10 protein-coding genes are annotated in these 16,615 nt (G+C 72.4%); 7 read left to right on the top strand and 3 right to left on the bottom strand.

Features of this window, described 5'->3' with window-relative positions:
- Entirely contained in the window at window positions 1–1,347 is a 1,347-nt protein-coding gene (gene hemL / locus AC4D2C_RS14800) for a glutamate-1-semialdehyde 2,1-aminomutase (protein WP_490915615.1), read from the top strand.
- 40 nt (window positions 1,348–1,387) lie between these two features.
- On the opposite strand, the gene AC4D2C_RS14795 is transcribed toward hemL, so the two are convergent.
- Complete coding sequence (locus AC4D2C_RS14795; RefSeq protein WP_490915614.1) at window positions 1,388–2,170, bottom strand: 3'-5' exonuclease; 783 nt, start codon at window positions 2,168–2,170, stop codon at window positions 1,388–1,390.
- Window positions 2,171–2,252: 82 nt separating this feature from the next.
- Between AC4D2C_RS14795 and AC4D2C_RS14790 the strand changes: the two genes are divergently transcribed.
- The 3 genes from AC4D2C_RS14790 (at window position 2,253) to AC4D2C_RS14780 (ending at window position 9,594) form a co-directional block, all read left to right on the top strand.
- The gene (locus AC4D2C_RS14790; RefSeq protein WP_490915613.1) at window positions 2,253–2,690 is read left to right on the top strand and encodes an MGMT family protein; all 438 of its coding nucleotides are present in this window, start codon (window positions 2,253–2,255) and stop codon (window positions 2,688–2,690) included.
- 65 nt (window positions 2,691–2,755) lie between these two features.
- A complete protein-coding gene (locus tag AC4D2C_RS14785; RefSeq protein WP_490915612.1) occupies window positions 2,756–6,139 on the top strand; it encodes an ATP-dependent helicase in 3,384 nt (1,127 codons plus the stop codon).
- Complete coding sequence (locus tag AC4D2C_RS14780) at window positions 6,136–9,594, top strand: ATP-dependent helicase (protein WP_490915611.1); 3,459 nt, start codon at window positions 6,136–6,138, stop codon at window positions 9,592–9,594. Before AC4D2C_RS14785 ends, AC4D2C_RS14780 begins: the two co-directional genes overlap by 4 nt.
- Before the next feature lie 52 nt (window positions 9,595–9,646).
- On the opposite strand, the gene AC4D2C_RS14775 is transcribed toward AC4D2C_RS14780, so the two are convergent.
- The gene (locus AC4D2C_RS14775) at window positions 9,647–11,101 is read right to left on the bottom strand and encodes a macrolide 2'-phosphotransferase (RefSeq protein ID WP_490915610.1); all 1,455 of its coding nucleotides are present in this window, start codon (window positions 11,099–11,101) and stop codon (window positions 9,647–9,649) included.
- Between the two features lie 163 nt (window positions 11,102–11,264).
- Between AC4D2C_RS14775 and nudC the strand changes: the two genes are divergently transcribed.
- Genes nudC through AC4D2C_RS14760 form a run of 3 tightly spaced genes read left to right on the top strand, consistent with a single transcriptional unit; the run spans window position 11,265 to window position 14,888 of the window.
- Window positions 11,265–12,221: an NAD(+) diphosphatase gene (nudC, locus tag AC4D2C_RS14770; protein WP_490915609.1), complete on the top strand. Its 957-nt coding sequence runs from the start codon at window positions 11,265–11,267 to the stop codon at window positions 12,219–12,221.
- Window positions 12,221–14,329 carry an ATP-dependent DNA helicase UvrD2 gene (locus tag AC4D2C_RS14765; protein WP_490915608.1) on the top strand — a complete coding sequence of 703 codons (2,109 nt, stop codon included), beginning with the start codon at window positions 12,221–12,223 and terminating at the stop codon, window positions 14,327–14,329. The genes nudC and AC4D2C_RS14765 overlap by 1 nt, the downstream gene beginning before the upstream one ends.
- A complete protein-coding gene (locus AC4D2C_RS14760) occupies window positions 14,322–14,888 on the top strand; it encodes a M48 metallopeptidase family protein (protein WP_490915607.1) in 567 nt (188 codons plus the stop codon). Before AC4D2C_RS14765 ends, AC4D2C_RS14760 begins: the two co-directional genes overlap by 8 nt.
- 63 nt (window positions 14,889–14,951) lie before the next feature.
- Here AC4D2C_RS14760 and AC4D2C_RS14755 read toward each other — a convergent pair whose 3' ends face one another.
- A complete protein-coding gene (locus tag AC4D2C_RS14755) occupies window positions 14,952–16,352 on the bottom strand; it encodes a zinc-dependent metalloprotease (protein ID WP_490915780.1) in 1,401 nt (466 codons plus the stop codon).
- Window positions 16,353–16,615: the final 263 nt, after the last annotated feature.

Below are 16,615 nucleotides of genomic sequence, written 5' to 3'. Positions count from 1 at the left end.
ATGACCACCTCCCCGGCCTCCCCGACCGCGTCGGACACCCTCTACGAACGCGCCCGCGCCCTCATGCCCGGCGGGGTGAACTCCCCGGTGCGGGCCTTCGGGTCGGTCGGCGGGACGCCCCGCTTCCTCGTCGACGCGCACGGCGCCTACGTCACCGACGCCGACGGCCGGCAGTACGTGGACCTCGTCGGCTCCTGGGGTCCGGCGCTGCTCGGGCACTCCCACCCGGACGTCATCGCCGCGGTCCACCGCGCCGTCGACCACGGGCTCACGTTCGGTGCCTCGACGCCGGCGGAGGCGGACCTCGCGCAGCTCGTGAAGGACCGCGTCCCCGCCGTCGAACTGCTGCGCATGGTGTCCACCGGCACCGAGGCCACCATGACCGCGGTGCGCCTGGCGCGCGGCTTCACCTCGCGCAACCTGATCGTCAAGTTCGCCGGCTGCTACCACGGCCACGTCGACAGCCTCCTCGCCTCGGCGGGCTCCGGCGTCGCGACGCTGGCGCTGCCGGGCTCCGCGGGCGTCACGGAGGCGACGACGGCGGAGACCCTGGTGCTCCCGTACAACGACGTCGAGGCGGTGGAAGAGGCCTTCCGGACCCACGGCGAGCACATCGCCGCCGTCATCACGGAGGCGGCACCGGCGAACATGGGCGTGGTGACGCCCGCGCCCGGCTTCAACGCGTTCCTGAGCCGCATCACCACCGAGCACGGCGCGCTGTTCATCGTCGACGAGGTCATGACCGGTTTCCGCACGCACGCCGGCGGCTACTGGAAGCTCACCGGCGGGGCCGACGACGCCGAGCACCCCTGGACGCCGGACCTGCTGACCTTCGGCAAGGTCATCGGCGGCGGCATCCCGGCCGCCGCGCTCGGCGGACGCGCCGACGTCATGAACTACCTCGCGCCGATCGGGCCCGTGTACCAGGCGGGCACCCTCTCGGGTAACCCGATCGCCATGGCGGCGGGCGTCGCGACCCTCACCGCGGCGACCGACGACGTCTACCGGCACGTCGACGCGCGCTCCCTCGAGGTGAGCGACGCCCTCTCGGCGGAACTCTCGACGGCCGGCGTCGACCACTCGATCCAGCGCGCGGGCAATCTCTTCAGCGTCGCGTTCGGCACCTCCGAGCGCGGCGTCTGGAACTACGCCGACGCGCTGGGTCAGGAATCGTTCCGCTACGGACCGTTCTTCCACTCCATGCTGGACTCGGGCGTCTACCTCCCGCCGTCGGTGTACGAGGCGTGGTTCCTGTCCGCGGCGCACGACGACGCGGCGATGGAACGCGTCCACGACGCCCTCCCTGCGGCGGCCCGGGCGGCTGCGGCCGCCGTCCCGGTCGACTGACGCGCTGACGGCCCCGGAGCACTGCTTCGGGGCCGCCCCGTCAGCCCGCCGTGGTCCCCGCCGACGCGCCGGACAGCGCCGTGGGGTCGGACAGCGCCGTGGGGTCGGACAGCGCCGTCGTGCCGGTGGGCCGGTCCGACGCCCCGATGACGGGCCATGCCCGCTCGATGACCGCGTCGGGTTCGGTCCGCCGGAGGTACTCCTCGAAGCTGGCCGCCTGGCGGTCCGCCCATACGACCAGCGAGGCGTGGAGATCGGCCGCGGGGCGCTGCAGGAACGCGTAGCGGTCGGCGAGGATCCGTCCGACCTGCAGCGTAGCGAGGACGTCGGCGGCCGAGGTGTGCGCGTTTTCGAACCGGACGCCGTAGTGCTCGCACAGGGCAGTCAGCGTCCGCTTGCCCCGCCGGTACCGGTCCGCCTGCTTGTCCATCACGTAGGGGTCGATCACGGGCGAGGGCCGCGGTATCTCCACCGCGTGCCGGCGCCCCTCCTGTTCGAGCACCGTGAAGTCGTACCGTGCGTTGTAGGCCAGCACCGGGACGCCGTCGCCGAAGAGCCGTGCGAGCACCGCCGCGATGCCGTGGACCACGTGCGCGGCTGCCAGCCCGTGCGCCCGGGCATGTTCCGTCGTCACGCCGTGGATGGCAGCAGCACCGTCCGGGATCTCGACGCCCGGGTCGGCCAGCCACTCGTGGTGCTCGAGCACGTCGCCGTCGCCGTCGACGAGGACGATCGTCGCCGTGACGATCCGCGCGCTCATCGGGTCGCGTCCCGTCGTCTCGAGGTCGAAGGCCGCCCTCGGCCCCACGTGCCAGCTGCTCATGGATCCACCGTACTGGTGGGCTCCGACCAATTGGGCTCCGCGACGAGGGGAGGCGCGAGCGGGTGCGGACTAGGGTGGGGCCATGCGGGCTCGAGGGACGGACGGCGGGGAGATGGGGGAGTCCCTGCCGCAGGCCGTCGTCGGACGCATCGACCCCCGCGCGTACGCTGCCGCCGTGCTCACCGTCGCCGAGCTGATCCCGGCGGCCCGCGTGCTCACGTACGGCGACATCGCGGAGCTCCTTGGCTGCGGCGGTCCCCGGCAGGTCGGCAGGGCCCTGTCGCGCAGCACGCGGGAGGTCCCGTGGTGGCGCGTCCTGCGTGCCGGAGGCCACCCCCCGCGCGGATTCGCCCTGGAGGCTCTGCCCCACTACGAGGACGAGGGCACGGTTCTGTCCGTCCGACCGGGCGCGGCGGCCTGGGAGTACCGGGTGGACCTCCGGGTGGCGCGCTGGTGGCCCTCCGAGGAGGAGCAGCACGGCATGGCCGAGCTCGGTGCGTCCCTCCGCCACGGCCCGTAGCGCCGCAGCGCGGCGGACACCCGTCGACGGTCCCGATTGTCCGTGGCATGTGATGGTCTTAAGGCATGACCAGCACTCTTCACGACGCCCCGACGACCGCGGCCGGCGGCCCTCCCGCGGGCATGTCGTCGCCCGCCCGCGGGTACGACGTCGTCCTCGCGTCGCTGGAGACCGTCGCCGGTCAGGTCCTCGTCCTCGGCGCCCCCGGCAGCGGGAAGTCCTCCCTGCTCACGGATCTCGCCGTCCGGCGCATCGAGGCGGGGGCGGTGGTCCCCGACGGGCTGCTGCTCCTCGCGCCGACCCGTGCTGCTGCCACCCGACTCAGGGACGACCTCACTGCCAAGCTCGACCGCAGCATCAGCACGGCGCCCGCGCGCACCTGGTCCTCCTACGCCTTCGACCTCATCCGCCGGGCCAGGGCCGAGGGACGCACGCCCCTGATCACGCGTCCGCCGCGGCTCCTCGCCGGCGCCGAGCAGGACCTCATCATCAAGGAGCTCCTCTCCGGGCACGGACGCGACGGCGCCGCGTCCCCCGAGTGGCCGTCGAGCCTCGCCCTGGCGCTGCCCACCCGCGGGTTCCGGCAGGAGATCCGCGATCTGTTCGACCGCGTGAGCGAGTACGGGGTGTCGGCCGAGGACCTCGCGGAGTGGGGGCGCCGCTTCGACCGCCCGGACTGGGTGGCGGCAGCGGCGCTGTACCGCGAGTACCGCGACGTCCTCGACCTCAGGATGCCCGAGGCCTTCGATCCGGCGGGTATCCTCACGGCTGCCCGGGAGATCCTGGAGACCGACCGGGACTTCCTCGACCAGGAACGCGAGCGGCTGCAACTCGTCCTGGTCGACGACTACCAGGAGGCGAACCCCGCCGTCCACGCACTGCTGGGACTCATCGGCACCGGCAACGACGTCGTCGTCACTTCCTGCCCCGACACCGTGGCGCAGGGTTTCCGCGGCGCACGCCCCGAGCTCACCGGACGGCTCTCCACCCTGTTCCGCCGGGGTGAGGGGCTGACCACGGTGACGCTGCCCGCGTCCCTGACCATGGGGGAGCGGCTCGCGGAGGCGTGGGGGAACGTGGCCGCGCGGATCTCCACCACCGGCGTCAGCACCGCCTACCGCGTACCGCAGGGTGCCCCCGGGCGCGGGCAGGACGACAGTCGAAACCACGGGCAGGACGACGGGCAGGATGACGGGCAGGATGACGGGCAGGATGACGGGCAGGACGACGGGCAGGACGACGGAGAGCAGGTCCGGCTGCCGGTCGTGTCGGCCCACGTGCTCGACAGCGTCTTCCACGAGCAGAGGTTCATCACCCAGCGGGTGCTGGAGTCCCACCTGTTCGGCGGGCGGAGCCTCGACGACATGGCGGTGATCGTGCGCAACGGGGCCCAGGTGAGTGCCGTGCAGCGCTTCCTGACCGCGCAGGGGATCGCCGTGAACGTCCCGGCCGCGGAGACCGCCATCCGCGAGGAACCCGCCGTGCGGCCCCTGCTCGACCTCTACGCCGTCGTCGTGGGACGGGCGGAGCTCGATACGGAGCTGTGCATCTCGCTCCTCACCTCGAGGATCGGCGGAGCGGGCAGCCTGGACCTCCGCCGGCTCCGCCAGGTCCTGCGCCGCACGGAACTGCAGCAGGGCGGAGGCCGCACGAGCGACGAACTCCTCGCGGCCCTGTTCTCGGCTCCCGAGGAGATCGCCGCGCTCCCGTCGGAGGGCGCCCCCGTCCGCCGGCTGCACCGCATGCTCGAGGCCGCCCGGGCCGCGATCGCCGATCCGGGCAGGGACCCGGAGACGGTCCTCTGGGCGCTGTGGTCGGCGTCCGGGCTGGCCCAGCAGTGGTCGTCCGCGGCGGTGTCCGAGGGTCCCTCCTCCGCGCGCGCGGACCGGGACCTGGACGCGATGATGGCGCTGTTCACCACGGCCGAGCGCTTCGTCGAGCAGATGCCCGGGGCCGATCCCGAGCTGTTCCTCGACTACATCCTCAGCCAGGACATCCCGATGGACACGCTGACGCAGCGCACCACGCGCCACGCCTCCGTGTCGGTGCTCACACCCGCGAGCGCCGCCGGCCGTCACTGGCCGCTCGTGATCGTCGCGGGGGTGCAGGACGGCGTCTGGCCGAATCTCCGGCTGCGCGGTGAGCTTCTCGGATCCGGGGAGCTCCGTGCCCTGCTCGACCACGGCGAGTCCTTCCGCAGCACCCGGGACCCGGTGTCACTGCTGCAGGACATCCGCTTCGACGAGCTGCGGACCTTCTCGCTCGCAGTCTCCCGGGCCACCGAGGAGCTCGTCTGCTGCGCCGTCTCCTCGCAGGACGAACAGGCGTCCCAGTTCCTCGACGTGCTCGACCCCCTGCCCGCCGGCGTGCAGGAGCGTCCGCGCACGGAGGTCCTGCGGCCGGTGACGCTCCGCGCGCTGGTCGCCGAGCTGCGCAAGTTCGCGCAGGACCCGCAGGCCAACCCGGCCCTCTCCCGCGAGGCCGTCCAGCACCTCGGCCGCATGGCCGTCCTCGAACCGCCGGTACCCGGCGCCCACCCGGCGCAGTGGTGGGGTGTGCTCTCCATGAGCAGCGAGGAACCCGTGGTGCCGCCGGACCAGCCCGTGCCCGTGTCACCCTCCAAGGTGGAGTCCGTGCTCACCTCGCCCCTGAGCTGGTTCGTCTCCGCAGCCGGAGGCGAGCGGACCACCGACTTCGCGCGGTCGCTCGGCACCCTCGTGCACCAGATCGCGCAGGACCTCCCCGACGCAACCGGCAACGAGTACGTCCGCGAACTGGAGCGACGCTGGCCGCAGCTCGGTATCCGCGACACCTGGGAGGGGCGGGCCGACTTCCGGCGCGCCGAGGGCATGGTGCGCAAGCTCGCCGCGTATGTGCTGTCGATGCGGAAGGCCGGGCGGACCCTGGCCGCCACGGAGGTCGACTTCTCCGTGGACCTCGACGTCCGGCTCGGCGGGGCGGAGCGGATCGCACGGCTGCGCGGCCAGATCGACCGGCTCGAGATCGACGCGGAGGGCCGGTTCGTCGTCGTCGACCTGAAGACGGGCAAGAGCGCGCCGACCGCGCCGGAGATCGCGCGGCACCCGCAGCTCGCCGCCTACCAGGCCGCCGTGGCCGAGGGTGCCGTGCAGGACGCCGTGCAGGACGCCGTGCAGGACGCCGCCGACGGGACCGCGACGGTCGAGGCGTCCAAGGCGCCCGGGATTCCCGGCGGGGCGTCGCTCGTCCAGCTCGGCAAGGACTCCAAGGGGGTCTCCGTCCAGGAGCAACCCCCGGTCGGCCCGGAGGACACCTGGGCGCGGACCATGATCGAGGACGCCGCGGCGCTCATGGCCGCCGCGACGTTCGACACCATCCACGATCCACGGCGATCCGGGTTCGGCGGCAGCGGCTGCCGCCTGCCCGAGATCTGCCCGCTGTGCGAAGAAGGCAAGCAGGTGACCCAGTGACCGCGGGAACGGATACCGCCCGACAGCCCGCCCGGCACTCCGCCCGGTATTCCGCCCGCGAGCTCGCGGAGCTGCTGCACACGGAGCCCGGCTCCCCCGTGCAGTACCCCACCGAGGACCAGGCGCGCGTGATCGAGGCACCGCTGGAACCGCTCCTCGTCATCGCCGGCGCCGGGTCCGGGAAGACCCGGACGATGGCCGACCGGGTCGTGTGGCTCGTCGCGAACGAGCTCGTGCGCCCCGAGCAGATCCTCGGCGTGACCTTCACGCGCAAGGCGGCCGGTGAGCTCGCCTCACGCGTCCGGCAGCGCCTCGCCCAGCTCTACGCTGCGCTGGAACGGGACGCCACCCCGGCCGGTGGGGATTCCCTCGACCGGCTCGACCCGGCCATCTCCACCTACCACTCCTTCGCCAACGGCATCGTGCAGGACTACGGGCTGCGCATCGGCGTCGAACGGGACTCGGTCATGCTCGGCACAGCCCAGTCCTGGCAGCTAGCCCACACCGTGGTCGAGACCCACGACGGCGAGTGGGAACACTTCACGGCGGCGAAGAGCACGCTCGTGAAAGCCGTGCTCGACATGGCGGGGGAGTGCGCCGAGCACCTCGTCAGCCCCGCGACCGTCCGGGACGAGCTCCGCCGCCACATCGAGTACGTGACCTCCCTGTCGTACGTCGCGGGGTCCGCGAAACCCACCACCCAGGACGCGGCCAGACTCCTCGACAAGCTGCGCACCCGCATCACCGTCACGGAACTCGTCGAACGCTACGCCGCGGCGAAGCTCGCGCGCCGGCAGCTCGACTTCGGTGACCTCGTGTCCCTCGCGGCCAGGATCGCCCGGGACATCCCCGAAGCGGGCCGGATGGAACGCGAGAAGTACAGGGTGGTGCTGCTGGACGAGTTCCAGGACACCTCCCACGCGCAGATGGTGCTGTTCTCGCGCCTGTTCGCCGACGGGCGCTCCGTCACGGCGGTCGGCGACCCGCACCAGTCCATCTACGGCTTCCGTGGAGCGTCGGCCGGCCAGCTGGCCACCTTCCGCACGGCGTTCCCGACGGTGGGCGACACCGGTCGCGCCCCGTCGCAGGTCGCCCACCTGTCGGTCGCCTGGCGGAACGCGACCTCCATCCTCGAGGCGGCGAACACGGTGTCCGCGCCCCTGAACGTACCGGCGGCGTGGCTCCGCAACACCCCGGTCCAGCAGGTCCCCGGGCTCGTGGCGCGGCCCGGAGCACCACTCGGGACCGTGATGCTCGGGCGTTTCCTCACGGACGCACCGGTCGGCAGCGCCGGCGGAGTGCACGAGGGAGCGCACGACGGAGCGCACGACGGAGGGCGTGAGGGAGGCCGCGTCCCCGCCCTGAGCGAGGCCGAGGCGATCGCGCGGGAGATCCTCCGGCAGCGCCGGCGCAGCTTCGAGACCGACGACGCCGGTGACCCGCTGCGACCGACGATGGCCGTGCTGTGCCGGGGGCGCAAGCAGTTCGATCCGATCCGACGCGAACTGGAACGCGTGGGTGTGCCGGTGCAGATCGTCGGCCTCGGCGGGTTGCTGCGCACCCCGGAGATCGTCGATTTGCTGGCCACCCTGAGGGTGCTCGGCGACCCCGACCGTTCGGACGCGATGCTGAGGCTGCTCTCGGGCGCGCGCTGGCGCCTCGGGCCGGCGGACCTCATGGCCCTCGGCGATTGGTCCCGGCAGCTCGCGCGGACGCGGGAGGCCGCGTTCCGCCGCGGCGCCCACCAGGGGGAGGAGCTCGACCATGAGCAGGCGGCCGACGCCGTCGTCGCCCCCGACCTCGCGGAGGCGGGCAGTCTGGTCGAGGCCGTCGACCACCTGCCGCCGGCGGGCTGGGTGTCCTCGTCCGGCCGGTCGCTGAGCGACGAGGCCCGGCGGCGCCTCGACGCGCTCCGACGCGAGCTGAGGAGCCTCCGCGGCTTCGTCGGCGACGATCTCGGCACCATGATCGGGGAGGTCGAGCGCACCATCCTGCTGGACATCGAGGTGGCGGCCAAGCCGGGGGTGAGCATCCACGAGGCCCGCCGGAACCTCGACGCCTTCACGGAGGCCGTCGCAGGGTTCGTGTCCACCGCCGAGCGGGTCGATCTGCCGGCGTTCCTGGCCTGGCTGGAAGCCGCGGACCAGGAGGAGGACGGGCTGCCCGTGACGCAGCTCGAGGCGAGCAGGGACGCCGTGCAACTCCTGACCGTCCACGCCTCGAAGGGACTGGAGTGGGATGTCGTCTTCGTGCCGGGTCTCAACGAGGGGTCGTTCCCCAGCGGCAAGGACTCACGGTGGAGCAGCGGCGATGCGTCCATCCCATGGCCCCTGCGCGGGGACGCCGCCGAGCTTCCCCAGTGGGACTGGGAGCAGCAGGACCAGAAGGGATGGCTGGCCAGCGAGAAGGAGTTCACGGGCGAGGCGAGGGCCCACGCGGAGCGGGAGGAACGCCGGCTCGCCTATGTCGCGTTCACCCGCGCCAAGCATTCGCTCGTCTGCACCTCGTCGGCGTGGGGCGGGGGTCGGTCGCGGCCGTACGGCGCATCCGGCTACCTCACGGACCTGGTGCGCCTCACGGAGGACGGCACCGACGGTTTCTCCGCGCCGCACTGGGTCCCGGAGGAGGCCGAGGGGGACTCCAACCCCGCGAATGCGAGCCCCGAGCGCGCCACCTGGCCCTTCGACCCGCTGGGTCCCCGCCGTGCCGTGATGGAACGGGCGGCGCAGGCCGTCCTCGAGCAGGCGACAGCGCCCGCGGCGGAAGCCGGCCCGGACAGGGGCCGCTGGGGCCGCGAGGTGCGCCTCGCACTGGCCCGACAGGCACGCGAGAGGGAGCGGCTGCCGCTGGCGCTGCCCTCGCACATCTCCGCCTCCACGCTGGTGGAGCTGCGCGAGGACCCGGGCGCCGTGATGCAGCAGCTGCGGCGACCCCTGCCACGGCGCCCGGGCTCGGCAGCCCGCAAGGGTACCGCCTTCCACGCCTGGATCGAGGAGTTCTACGGATCCAGCGGCATGCTCGACCTCGGTGAGTACCCGGGAGGGGCGGACGCCTACGTGGACGAGACGCTCGGGCTCAAGGACATGGCGGCGATCTTCGAGCAGTCCGAGTGGGCGTTGCGCGAACCGGCTGCCATCGAGGCACCGATCGAGACGAGGATCGGCAGCATCGTGGTGCGCGGCCGGATCGACGCCGTGTTCCGGGACGCCGACGGCGGCTGGGACCTCATCGACTGGAAGACGGGCCGTCCTCCCGCCCCCGACCGGCGTGCGGCGAAGGCCGTCCAGCTCGCGGTCTACCGTCTGGCCTGGTCACGGCTGAAGGACGTACCACTCGAGAAGGTGCGGGCCGCCTTCTTCTACGTCGCGGACAACCTCGTGGTGCGGCCCCACGATCTCGCCGACGCGGCGGAGCTCGAGGAGATCATCCGCGCCGCGGACGCCGTGGCGGGCTGAAGTCGCGGGCTGAAGTCGCGGTCCCGGGCATCCCTCGGGCCGGACAGGGCGGTCAGCTGCCGAACGAGACGATCGGCAGGGCCGAGGTGGCCACGTCGTCCGGTGAACCGGCCGACTGCTCGGAGGTCCGCAGGAGGGTCACCTTCGTGGAAGTCGGTGCGGATCGCTGGCGACCCGCCGTGAGGCGCGCATAGGCGAGGGACGAGCCCGAGGCGGTCCCGTGGTCGTCGTCGCGCCGGGGGCCGGTCTCCGCGGCGTGGCCCGTCGTCTGCACGGGGCTGCCGTCGGGCAGGCGGTGGAACCGCTGACCGCCGGGATTATCCGGGTCGTACGCATGGCTGCCGGTCCTCGCGGCACGGTCGTCGTCGGCCCCCGCGCCGACAGGCGTCACGCCGTGCTCGCGCTGCGCCGCCGAGACCTGAGCGGACGTTCCAGGGGTGGGATCGGCCGGGCCTTCGACAGGACCGGGGAAGGCCTCCGAGTGCGCCCCGCCATCGGGCAGCCCGTCGACCTCGCGACCGTAGGCGTCGGTCCCCAGCTCGTCGCCCCACGCGAGGCGCTCCTCGTGGGCGAGGCGCGCGCGCTCGGCGGCCTCGTGCTGGTCGCGTTCGATGGATTCCACGTCCGCCTCGAGCGTGGCGAGCATGCCTTCCGCCTCACGGATCATCCCGGCATCCTCGAGAGCCACCCCGCGCACCAGCCACTGGGCGAGGGCGAACTCGGCGGCCAGCGCTGCGCGGCGCGAGAGGTGGGGATCGACGGCGGTCGTCCGGGCACCGGCATAGGCCTCGTGGACGGCGTCCACGAAGGCGGTGTCCTCGGCGGCGGCGAGCCAGGCGAAGTCCTCGGCCGGATCGCCGACGCACAGGTCGGTCCAGCCGGTCACCGCGGACACCCGGCCCGCGGAGACGAGCAGGTGGTCCTCATGGAGGTCGCCGTGGACCACGGTCGGGCTGAACCGCCACAGCGTCACGTCCTCGAGGGCGTGCTCCCAGCGGCGCAGCAGGATCGCGGGGATCCTGCCGGTGGTGGCCGCCTGGTCCAGCTCGTTCAGCTTTCTCTGGCGGTACTCGTTCGCCTCGTAACTGGGCAGGTCGGCGCGCTGGACCATGTCCATCGGTAGTTCGTGGATCGCGGCGAGGACGCGCCCGAGCTCACGCGCCATCGGCGGACCGCCGGCCGTCAGTGCTTCCAGGGGGCGGGTGATTCCTGCGAGGTGGGAGTACACGAACGTGCTGAGCTCCCCCTGCCGCACGCTGCCCGCCATGTGGGGGATGAGGAAGGGCAGCTCTGCCTTGACCGCGGGCGTGAAGGCGCGGAGTGCCTGCAACTCCGTCTCGAGCCGCATGCTGGCCTCGGCATGTCTCGGCGAGCGGACCCTCCACTGCTTGCCCGCATCGTCGACCAGCAGGGCGGAATCGAAATCCGCAGCGTCGTCGGGCGTACCGGCGACGCCCGTAGGGGCCAGGCCGGGTACAGCGGCGCTTGCGATGGCAGCAAGTTCCATGGGTGTCCGTTTCACAAGTTCCACCGTAGGGCGTCCCCGCTCCGACCGCCCAGTTGCAGTGCGGCGCGTCGCCAGATGGACTACTCGTCTTCGGGCCTGCACTCCTCCTCCACGGGCTCCGATCGAAATGGGTTTTGGGAGAGCGAGAACGTACCGTAGAACCATGACCGAACCCCTCCGGACCCTTGTGCTACCTCCTCTCGGATCGCTGCTGCTCTCGCGTACGGATTCCGACCGGGACGGCGACGCGAGGACCACTGAAAACCTCCTCGAGGGGTTCTGGGCCTCGGACGAGACGAAGGTCCTGGTCCTGGCCCGCGGGAAGGCACCGGTGGAGGGGACGGCGCTGCGGCTCCTCGCGCCCTCCGAGCTGCAGCGGCCCGAACTGCTCGTCTACCTCGGACGGATCAACGAGGGAGCCGCCGACGCAGGCAGGACCGTGGTCCTTGCCGTCCTCGACGCGGAGGACTCCGCGGTGGCACCCCTCGACCAGTGGCTGGGCCTACGCGAGGTCGCCGCGTCGCTCGACGCCCGCGACGCCGGGCTCTTCGTCGAGGCCGCAGCCATCGCGAACTGGCATGCGACGCACACCCACTGTCCCCGGTGCGGCACCGTCACCGAGGTCCGCGACGCCGGCTGGGTGCGGCAGTGCCCGGCGGACGGCTCGCAGCACTACCCGCGCACCGACGCTGCGATCATCGTCTCTGTGGTCGACGACGACGACCGCCTGCTCCTCGGGTCCGCGGCGGCGTGGCCCGAGGGCCGCTACTCCACCCTCGCCGGGTTCGTCGAGCCGGGGGAGCCGCTCGAGGCCGCGGTCATCCGCGAGGTGGCGGAGGAATCCGGCATCGAGGTCCAGTCCCCGGAGTATCTCGGGTCCCAGCCCTGGCCCTTCCCGGCGTCGCTGATGCTCGGCTTCACGGCCCGGGCCGTCAGCACCGACGCCGTACCCGACCTCGTGGAGATACGATCCGTGCGGTGGTTCACGCGCGAGCAGCTGTTCACCGAGGTGCGGGACGGGACGATCACCGTCCCGGGCGGCATCTCGATCGCGCGTGCGCTCATCGAGCGCTGGTACGGCGGACCACTGGACGAGCAGCCATCGGAGGCACGCCCCTGATGACCGGGATTCTGCTCGAGGACAGCATCCTCGAAGGGCTCGACGACGAACAGCGCACCGTGGCGAGCACCCTCACGGGCCCGCTCTGCGTCCTCGCGGGAGCGGGGACCGGCAAGACCCGCGCGATCACCCACCGCATCGCGTACGGTGTGCACACCGGCGTCTACAAGCCGCAGCAGGTGCTCGCCGTGACATTCACAGCCCGTGCGGCGGCGGAGATGCGCACGCGCCTCCGCGACCTCGGAGCGGGCGGGGTGCAGGCTCGGACCTTCCACGCCGCCGCGCTCCGGCAGCTGCAGTACTTCTGGCCGCAGGCCGTCGGCGGGCCGCTCCCGGCGCTGGTCGACCACAAGGCGCAGCTCATCGCCGAGTCGGCGCGGCGCTTGCGGCTGACCACGGACCGCGCCGCCATCCGGGACGTCGCGGCGGAGATCGAGTGGGCGAAGGTCTCGATGCTGACGCCCGACGGATATGCCGCCGCGGCGGCAGGCCGCGCGGAGCCCGCGGGTATGGACCTCGTGTCGGTGTCCCGGATCTTCTCGGCCTACGAGGACCTCAAGATCGACCGCAACCTGATCGACTTCGAGGACGTGCTGCTGACCACGGTGGCCATCCTCGAGGAGGACGAGAAGGTGGCGGCGACCGTGCGGGCGCAGTACCGCCACTTCGTCGTCGACGAGTACCAGGACGTCTCGCCGCTCCAGCAGCGCCTGCTCGACCTCTGGCTGGGCGAGCGCCGCGAACTGTGCGTGGTCGGGGATGCGAGCCAGACCATCTACTCGTTCACCGGTGCGACGTCGCGGCACCTGCTCGACTTCACGAAGCGCTACGAGGGCGCGCAGGTGGTGAGGCTGGTGCGCGACTACCGGTCCACGCCGCAGGTCGTCCGTGCCGCGAACACCCTCCTGGCAGCGAGGGGCGAGGACGCCGACCGGCGCGCCGTCAGCACCACGTGGTCCGCGCCGCTGGAGCTGATCGCGCAGCGTGCCGCCGGGCCCGAGCCCGTCTTCACCGAGTGCACCGACGACGAGGCCGAGGCCGCGGAATGCGCGAGGCGCATCGGTGCCCTGCTGAACCAGGGTGTCAAGGCGAGCGAGATCGCGATCCTGTACCGCACGAACGGGCAGTCGGAGGCGTACGAGCAGGCCCTCGCCAGTGCCGGCATCGGCTACCAGCTCCGCGGCGGGGAGCGGTTCTTCCAGCGCCGGGAGGTCCGCGACGCGCTGCTGCAGCTCCGGGCAGCGGCGCGCACACAGGGCGACGCCGACGTGCCCCAGCAGGTGCGCGACGTCCTCGCCTCGCTCGGCTACACCTCGGTGGCACCGCAGAACTCCGGGGCGGTCCGCGAGAAGTGGGAGTCGCTCGCGGCCCTCGTCGGGCTCGCGGACGAGCTCAACAGGGTCCGCGGCGCCGAGGCCTTCACGCTCCAGATGTTCGTCGCCGAACTCGAGGAGCGGGCCGCATCCCAGCACGCCCCGACGGTCCAGGGCGTGACCCTCGCGTCACTGCACTCGGCCAAGGGGCTCGAGTGGGACGCCGTCTTCCTCGTCGGCCTGAGCGAGGGGCTCATGCCCATCTCGTTCGCCGACACGCAGGAGGCCATCGACGAGGAACGTCGGCTGCTGTACGTCGGCATCACCCGTGCCCGGATCCACCTCTCGCTCTCCTGGTCCACCTCGCGCTCCCCGGGGGGCCGGGCGAGCAGGAAGCCCTCGCGTTTCCTCGACCCGCTGCGTCCCGCGGGGACGGGACAGGCCGCCTTCCGCCAGCCGCGCGCGAAGACCGACCGCAAGTCGTCGGCGCCCGCCGTCTGCCGCGTGTGCAAGCGCCCGCTCCTCACCGGCTCGGAGCGCAAGATCGGACGCTGCAGCGACTGCCCCGCGAGCTACCAGGAGGAGACGTTCGAAGCGCTCCGGGAGTGGCGGCGCACGGAGGCCCGGGAGAAGGATGTGCCCGCGTTCGTCGTGTTCACCGATGCGACGCTCGTGGCGATCGCCGAGGCCAGACCGCAGACGCTCGACGAGCTCGGCGGCCTCGCGGGGATCGGTTCCGCGAAGCTCGAGCGGTATGGCGAAGCGGTGCTCGGCATCCTGGCCGACAGTGCCTGAGCCGGGCACGACGGGCCCGGCGCGGCTGCCCGTGGAGGTGCGCCGCTCCGCGCGGCGCAAGAGGACGGTCAGCGCGGACATCAGGGACGGCGTCATCAGGATCTCCATCCCCGGCCACTTCTCGGCCGGCCAGGAACGCCACTGGGTCGAGCGGATGACGGCGCGGATGTCCGAGAAGTACCTCGAGGCGCCGGCGATCACCGACGACCAGCCGGTACCCGCGCTCCTGCAGCGGGCCGAGCGGCTGGCCCGCGAGTACCTGGGCGGCAGGGGTGTGCCCTCGACGATCGGCTGGGTCACCAACCAGAACTCCCGCTGGGCCTCCGCGACGCCGGCCTACAGGTCCATCCGGCTGTCGCACCGGCTGCAGGGCATGCCCGAGTGGGTCGTCGACTACGTGATCCTGCACGAGATGGCGCACCTCATCGAGCCCTCCCACAATGCGGTGTTCTGGGCTCTGCTCACGTCCTATCCGCGCACGGAGACGGCGAAGGCCTTCCTCGACGGCGCAGCCTTCGCCGCCCACCGCAATCTCATGGGCCACACGGACGGGCTCTAGGCGCGCATACCGCCTCCCGGGCATCGGCCCAGGGATCGATCCGGGGCAGGGGCGCCCCGCGGCTCAGCCGGCCTTGTTGCCGTCCGGGTCGGGACGGCCGGCGTCCGGATCGTCGTCGGCGGCTGCAGGAGGAGTCCCGCCGTCGGCCGGGGCATCGTCGGCTGCAGCGTCGCCGCCCTGCTCGAAATCCCCGGCGAGGAGCCGCTGGAGGGCGGCGTCGACGTCGGCGTCGGAGGACTCGATCAGTTTCCGGCGCTCGGTGAAACCGGCGGGATCGTCGAGGTCCTCGGCGGTCGGCAGGAGATCCGGGTGCTGCCACAGGGCATCGCGCCCCTCGGCCCCCCGCTCCTCGAGCAGGAGCGCCCACAGCGCGGCCGCGTCGCGCAGCCTGCGCGGGCGCAGCTCCAGACCGACGAGCGCCGCGAACGCGTGCTCCGCGGGACCGCCGGTCGCCCGCCGTCGGCGGACCATCTCGCGCAGGGCCCCGGCCGACGGCAGGTTCGCCGCGGCCGCCGCCGTCACCTCATCCACCCAGCCCTCCACGAGGGCGAGCGTCGTCTCGAGCCGCACGAGCGCGGCGTCCTGCTCGGGCGTGCGCTCCGGCATGAACACGCCCTGCGAGAGCGCACCCTGCAGACTCTCGGGATTGGTCGGATCGATGTCGCGCGCGGCCTCCTCGATCTTGCCCATGTCGATGTGGATGCCCCTCGCGTACCGCTCGATGCTGCCGAGCAGGTGTCCGGTGAGCCACGGGATGTGGGTGAACAGGCGCACGTGTGCCGCCTCGCGCACGGCGAGGAAGAGCTGCACCTCCTGCTCGGGGACATCGAGGCCGGCGCCGAACGCCGCGACGTTGGCGGGAAGCAGCGCCATCCGCCCGTCGGCGAGGGGGACACCGATGTCGGTGGACCCCACGACGTCCTTCGAGAGCGCGCCGACGGCCTGGCCCAGCTGCATGCCGAACATGGCGCCGCCGACGTTCTGGAGCATCGAGGACGGGCCGCCCATCATGCCCATCATCGACTTCATCTCCTCGGGCAGCTGCTCGGAGATGACGTCGGACAGTGCCTTGGCGATGCTCGTCGCGACCGGCTCGGTGAGGCGTCGCCACGTCGTCATGGTCGCCTCGACCCATTCGGCGCGGGACCACGCCCGACCCAGCTGCCCGGTGCTCGGGAAGTCGGTCACGGGGTCGAGCCACATTTCGGCGAGCTTCAGGGATTCGTCGACGCTGCGGCGCTGCAGTGCGGTGACGGAGGGGTCGTTGTCCGATGCGGCGACGCGCCGCGCCTGCTCGTGCGCCATCTGCCAGTTCACGGGGCCTTCGCTCTGCGTGCTGAACATGGCCTGGACCTGCTGCATCATCATGGCCATGGCCGCAGGATCGGAGGGCAGGCCGGCCGCCCGGGCGATCTCCTGCGGATCGAAGCCGCCGGCCCCGCCGCCGAACATCTTCGCCAGCATCTCGGACAGCGGGTCCTGGGGTGTGTCGTCGTCGCCGTTCGACGGATTGGATGGGTTGGTCACTGATACCACCGGTCCTGGGAGTAGCTCGGGGTCCGGCAGACGAGGCGATGCCACGCCTGCCGGCTGTGCACAACACGCTACCGGCCCGGCCTCGCCGGTGTCCCTCGCCGCGTGAGCCGTTCGCTGAGGGCAAAGAGATGCCGGAGGAGGACGCCCACGCAGCCGACACCCCAGCCCGGTGTCGCCGGAAGCGTCTACCC

It is taken from the genome of Arthrobacter sp. TJ-240, assembly GCF_058269195.1.
The sequence above is the reverse complement of the archived record's forward strand: the minus strand, read 5'-3'. Positions and strand labels throughout refer to the sequence as shown.

Bases quoted from the DNA above. Each gene is read 5' to 3' on its own strand.
- AC4D2C_RS14790 (WP_490915613.1), top strand. From the start codon at position 2,253: ATGCGGGCTCGAGGGACGGACGGCGGGGAGATGGGGGAGTCCCTGCCG.
- AC4D2C_RS14765 (WP_490915608.1), top strand. From the start codon at position 12,221: ATGACCGGGATTCTGCTCGAGGACAGCATCCTCGAAGGGCTCGACGAC.
- AC4D2C_RS14755 (WP_490915780.1), bottom strand. From the start codon at position 16,352: ATGCTGGCGAAGATGTTCGGCGGCGGGGCCGGCGGCTTCGATCCGCAG.
- hemL (WP_490915615.1), top strand. From the start codon at position 1: ATGACCACCTCCCCGGCCTCCCCGACCGCGTCGGACACCCTCTACGAA.
- AC4D2C_RS14775 (WP_490915610.1), bottom strand. From the start codon at position 11,101: ATGGAACTTGCTGCCATCGCAAGCGCCGCTGTACCCGGCCTGGCCCCT.
- AC4D2C_RS14795 (WP_490915614.1), bottom strand. From the start codon at position 2,170: ATGAGCAGCTGGCACGTGGGGCCGAGGGCGGCCTTCGACCTCGAGACG.
- AC4D2C_RS14785 (WP_490915612.1), top strand. From the start codon at position 2,756: ATGACCAGCACTCTTCACGACGCCCCGACGACCGCGGCCGGCGGCCCT.
- nudC (WP_490915609.1), top strand. From the start codon at position 11,265: ATGACCGAACCCCTCCGGACCCTTGTGCTACCTCCTCTCGGATCGCTG.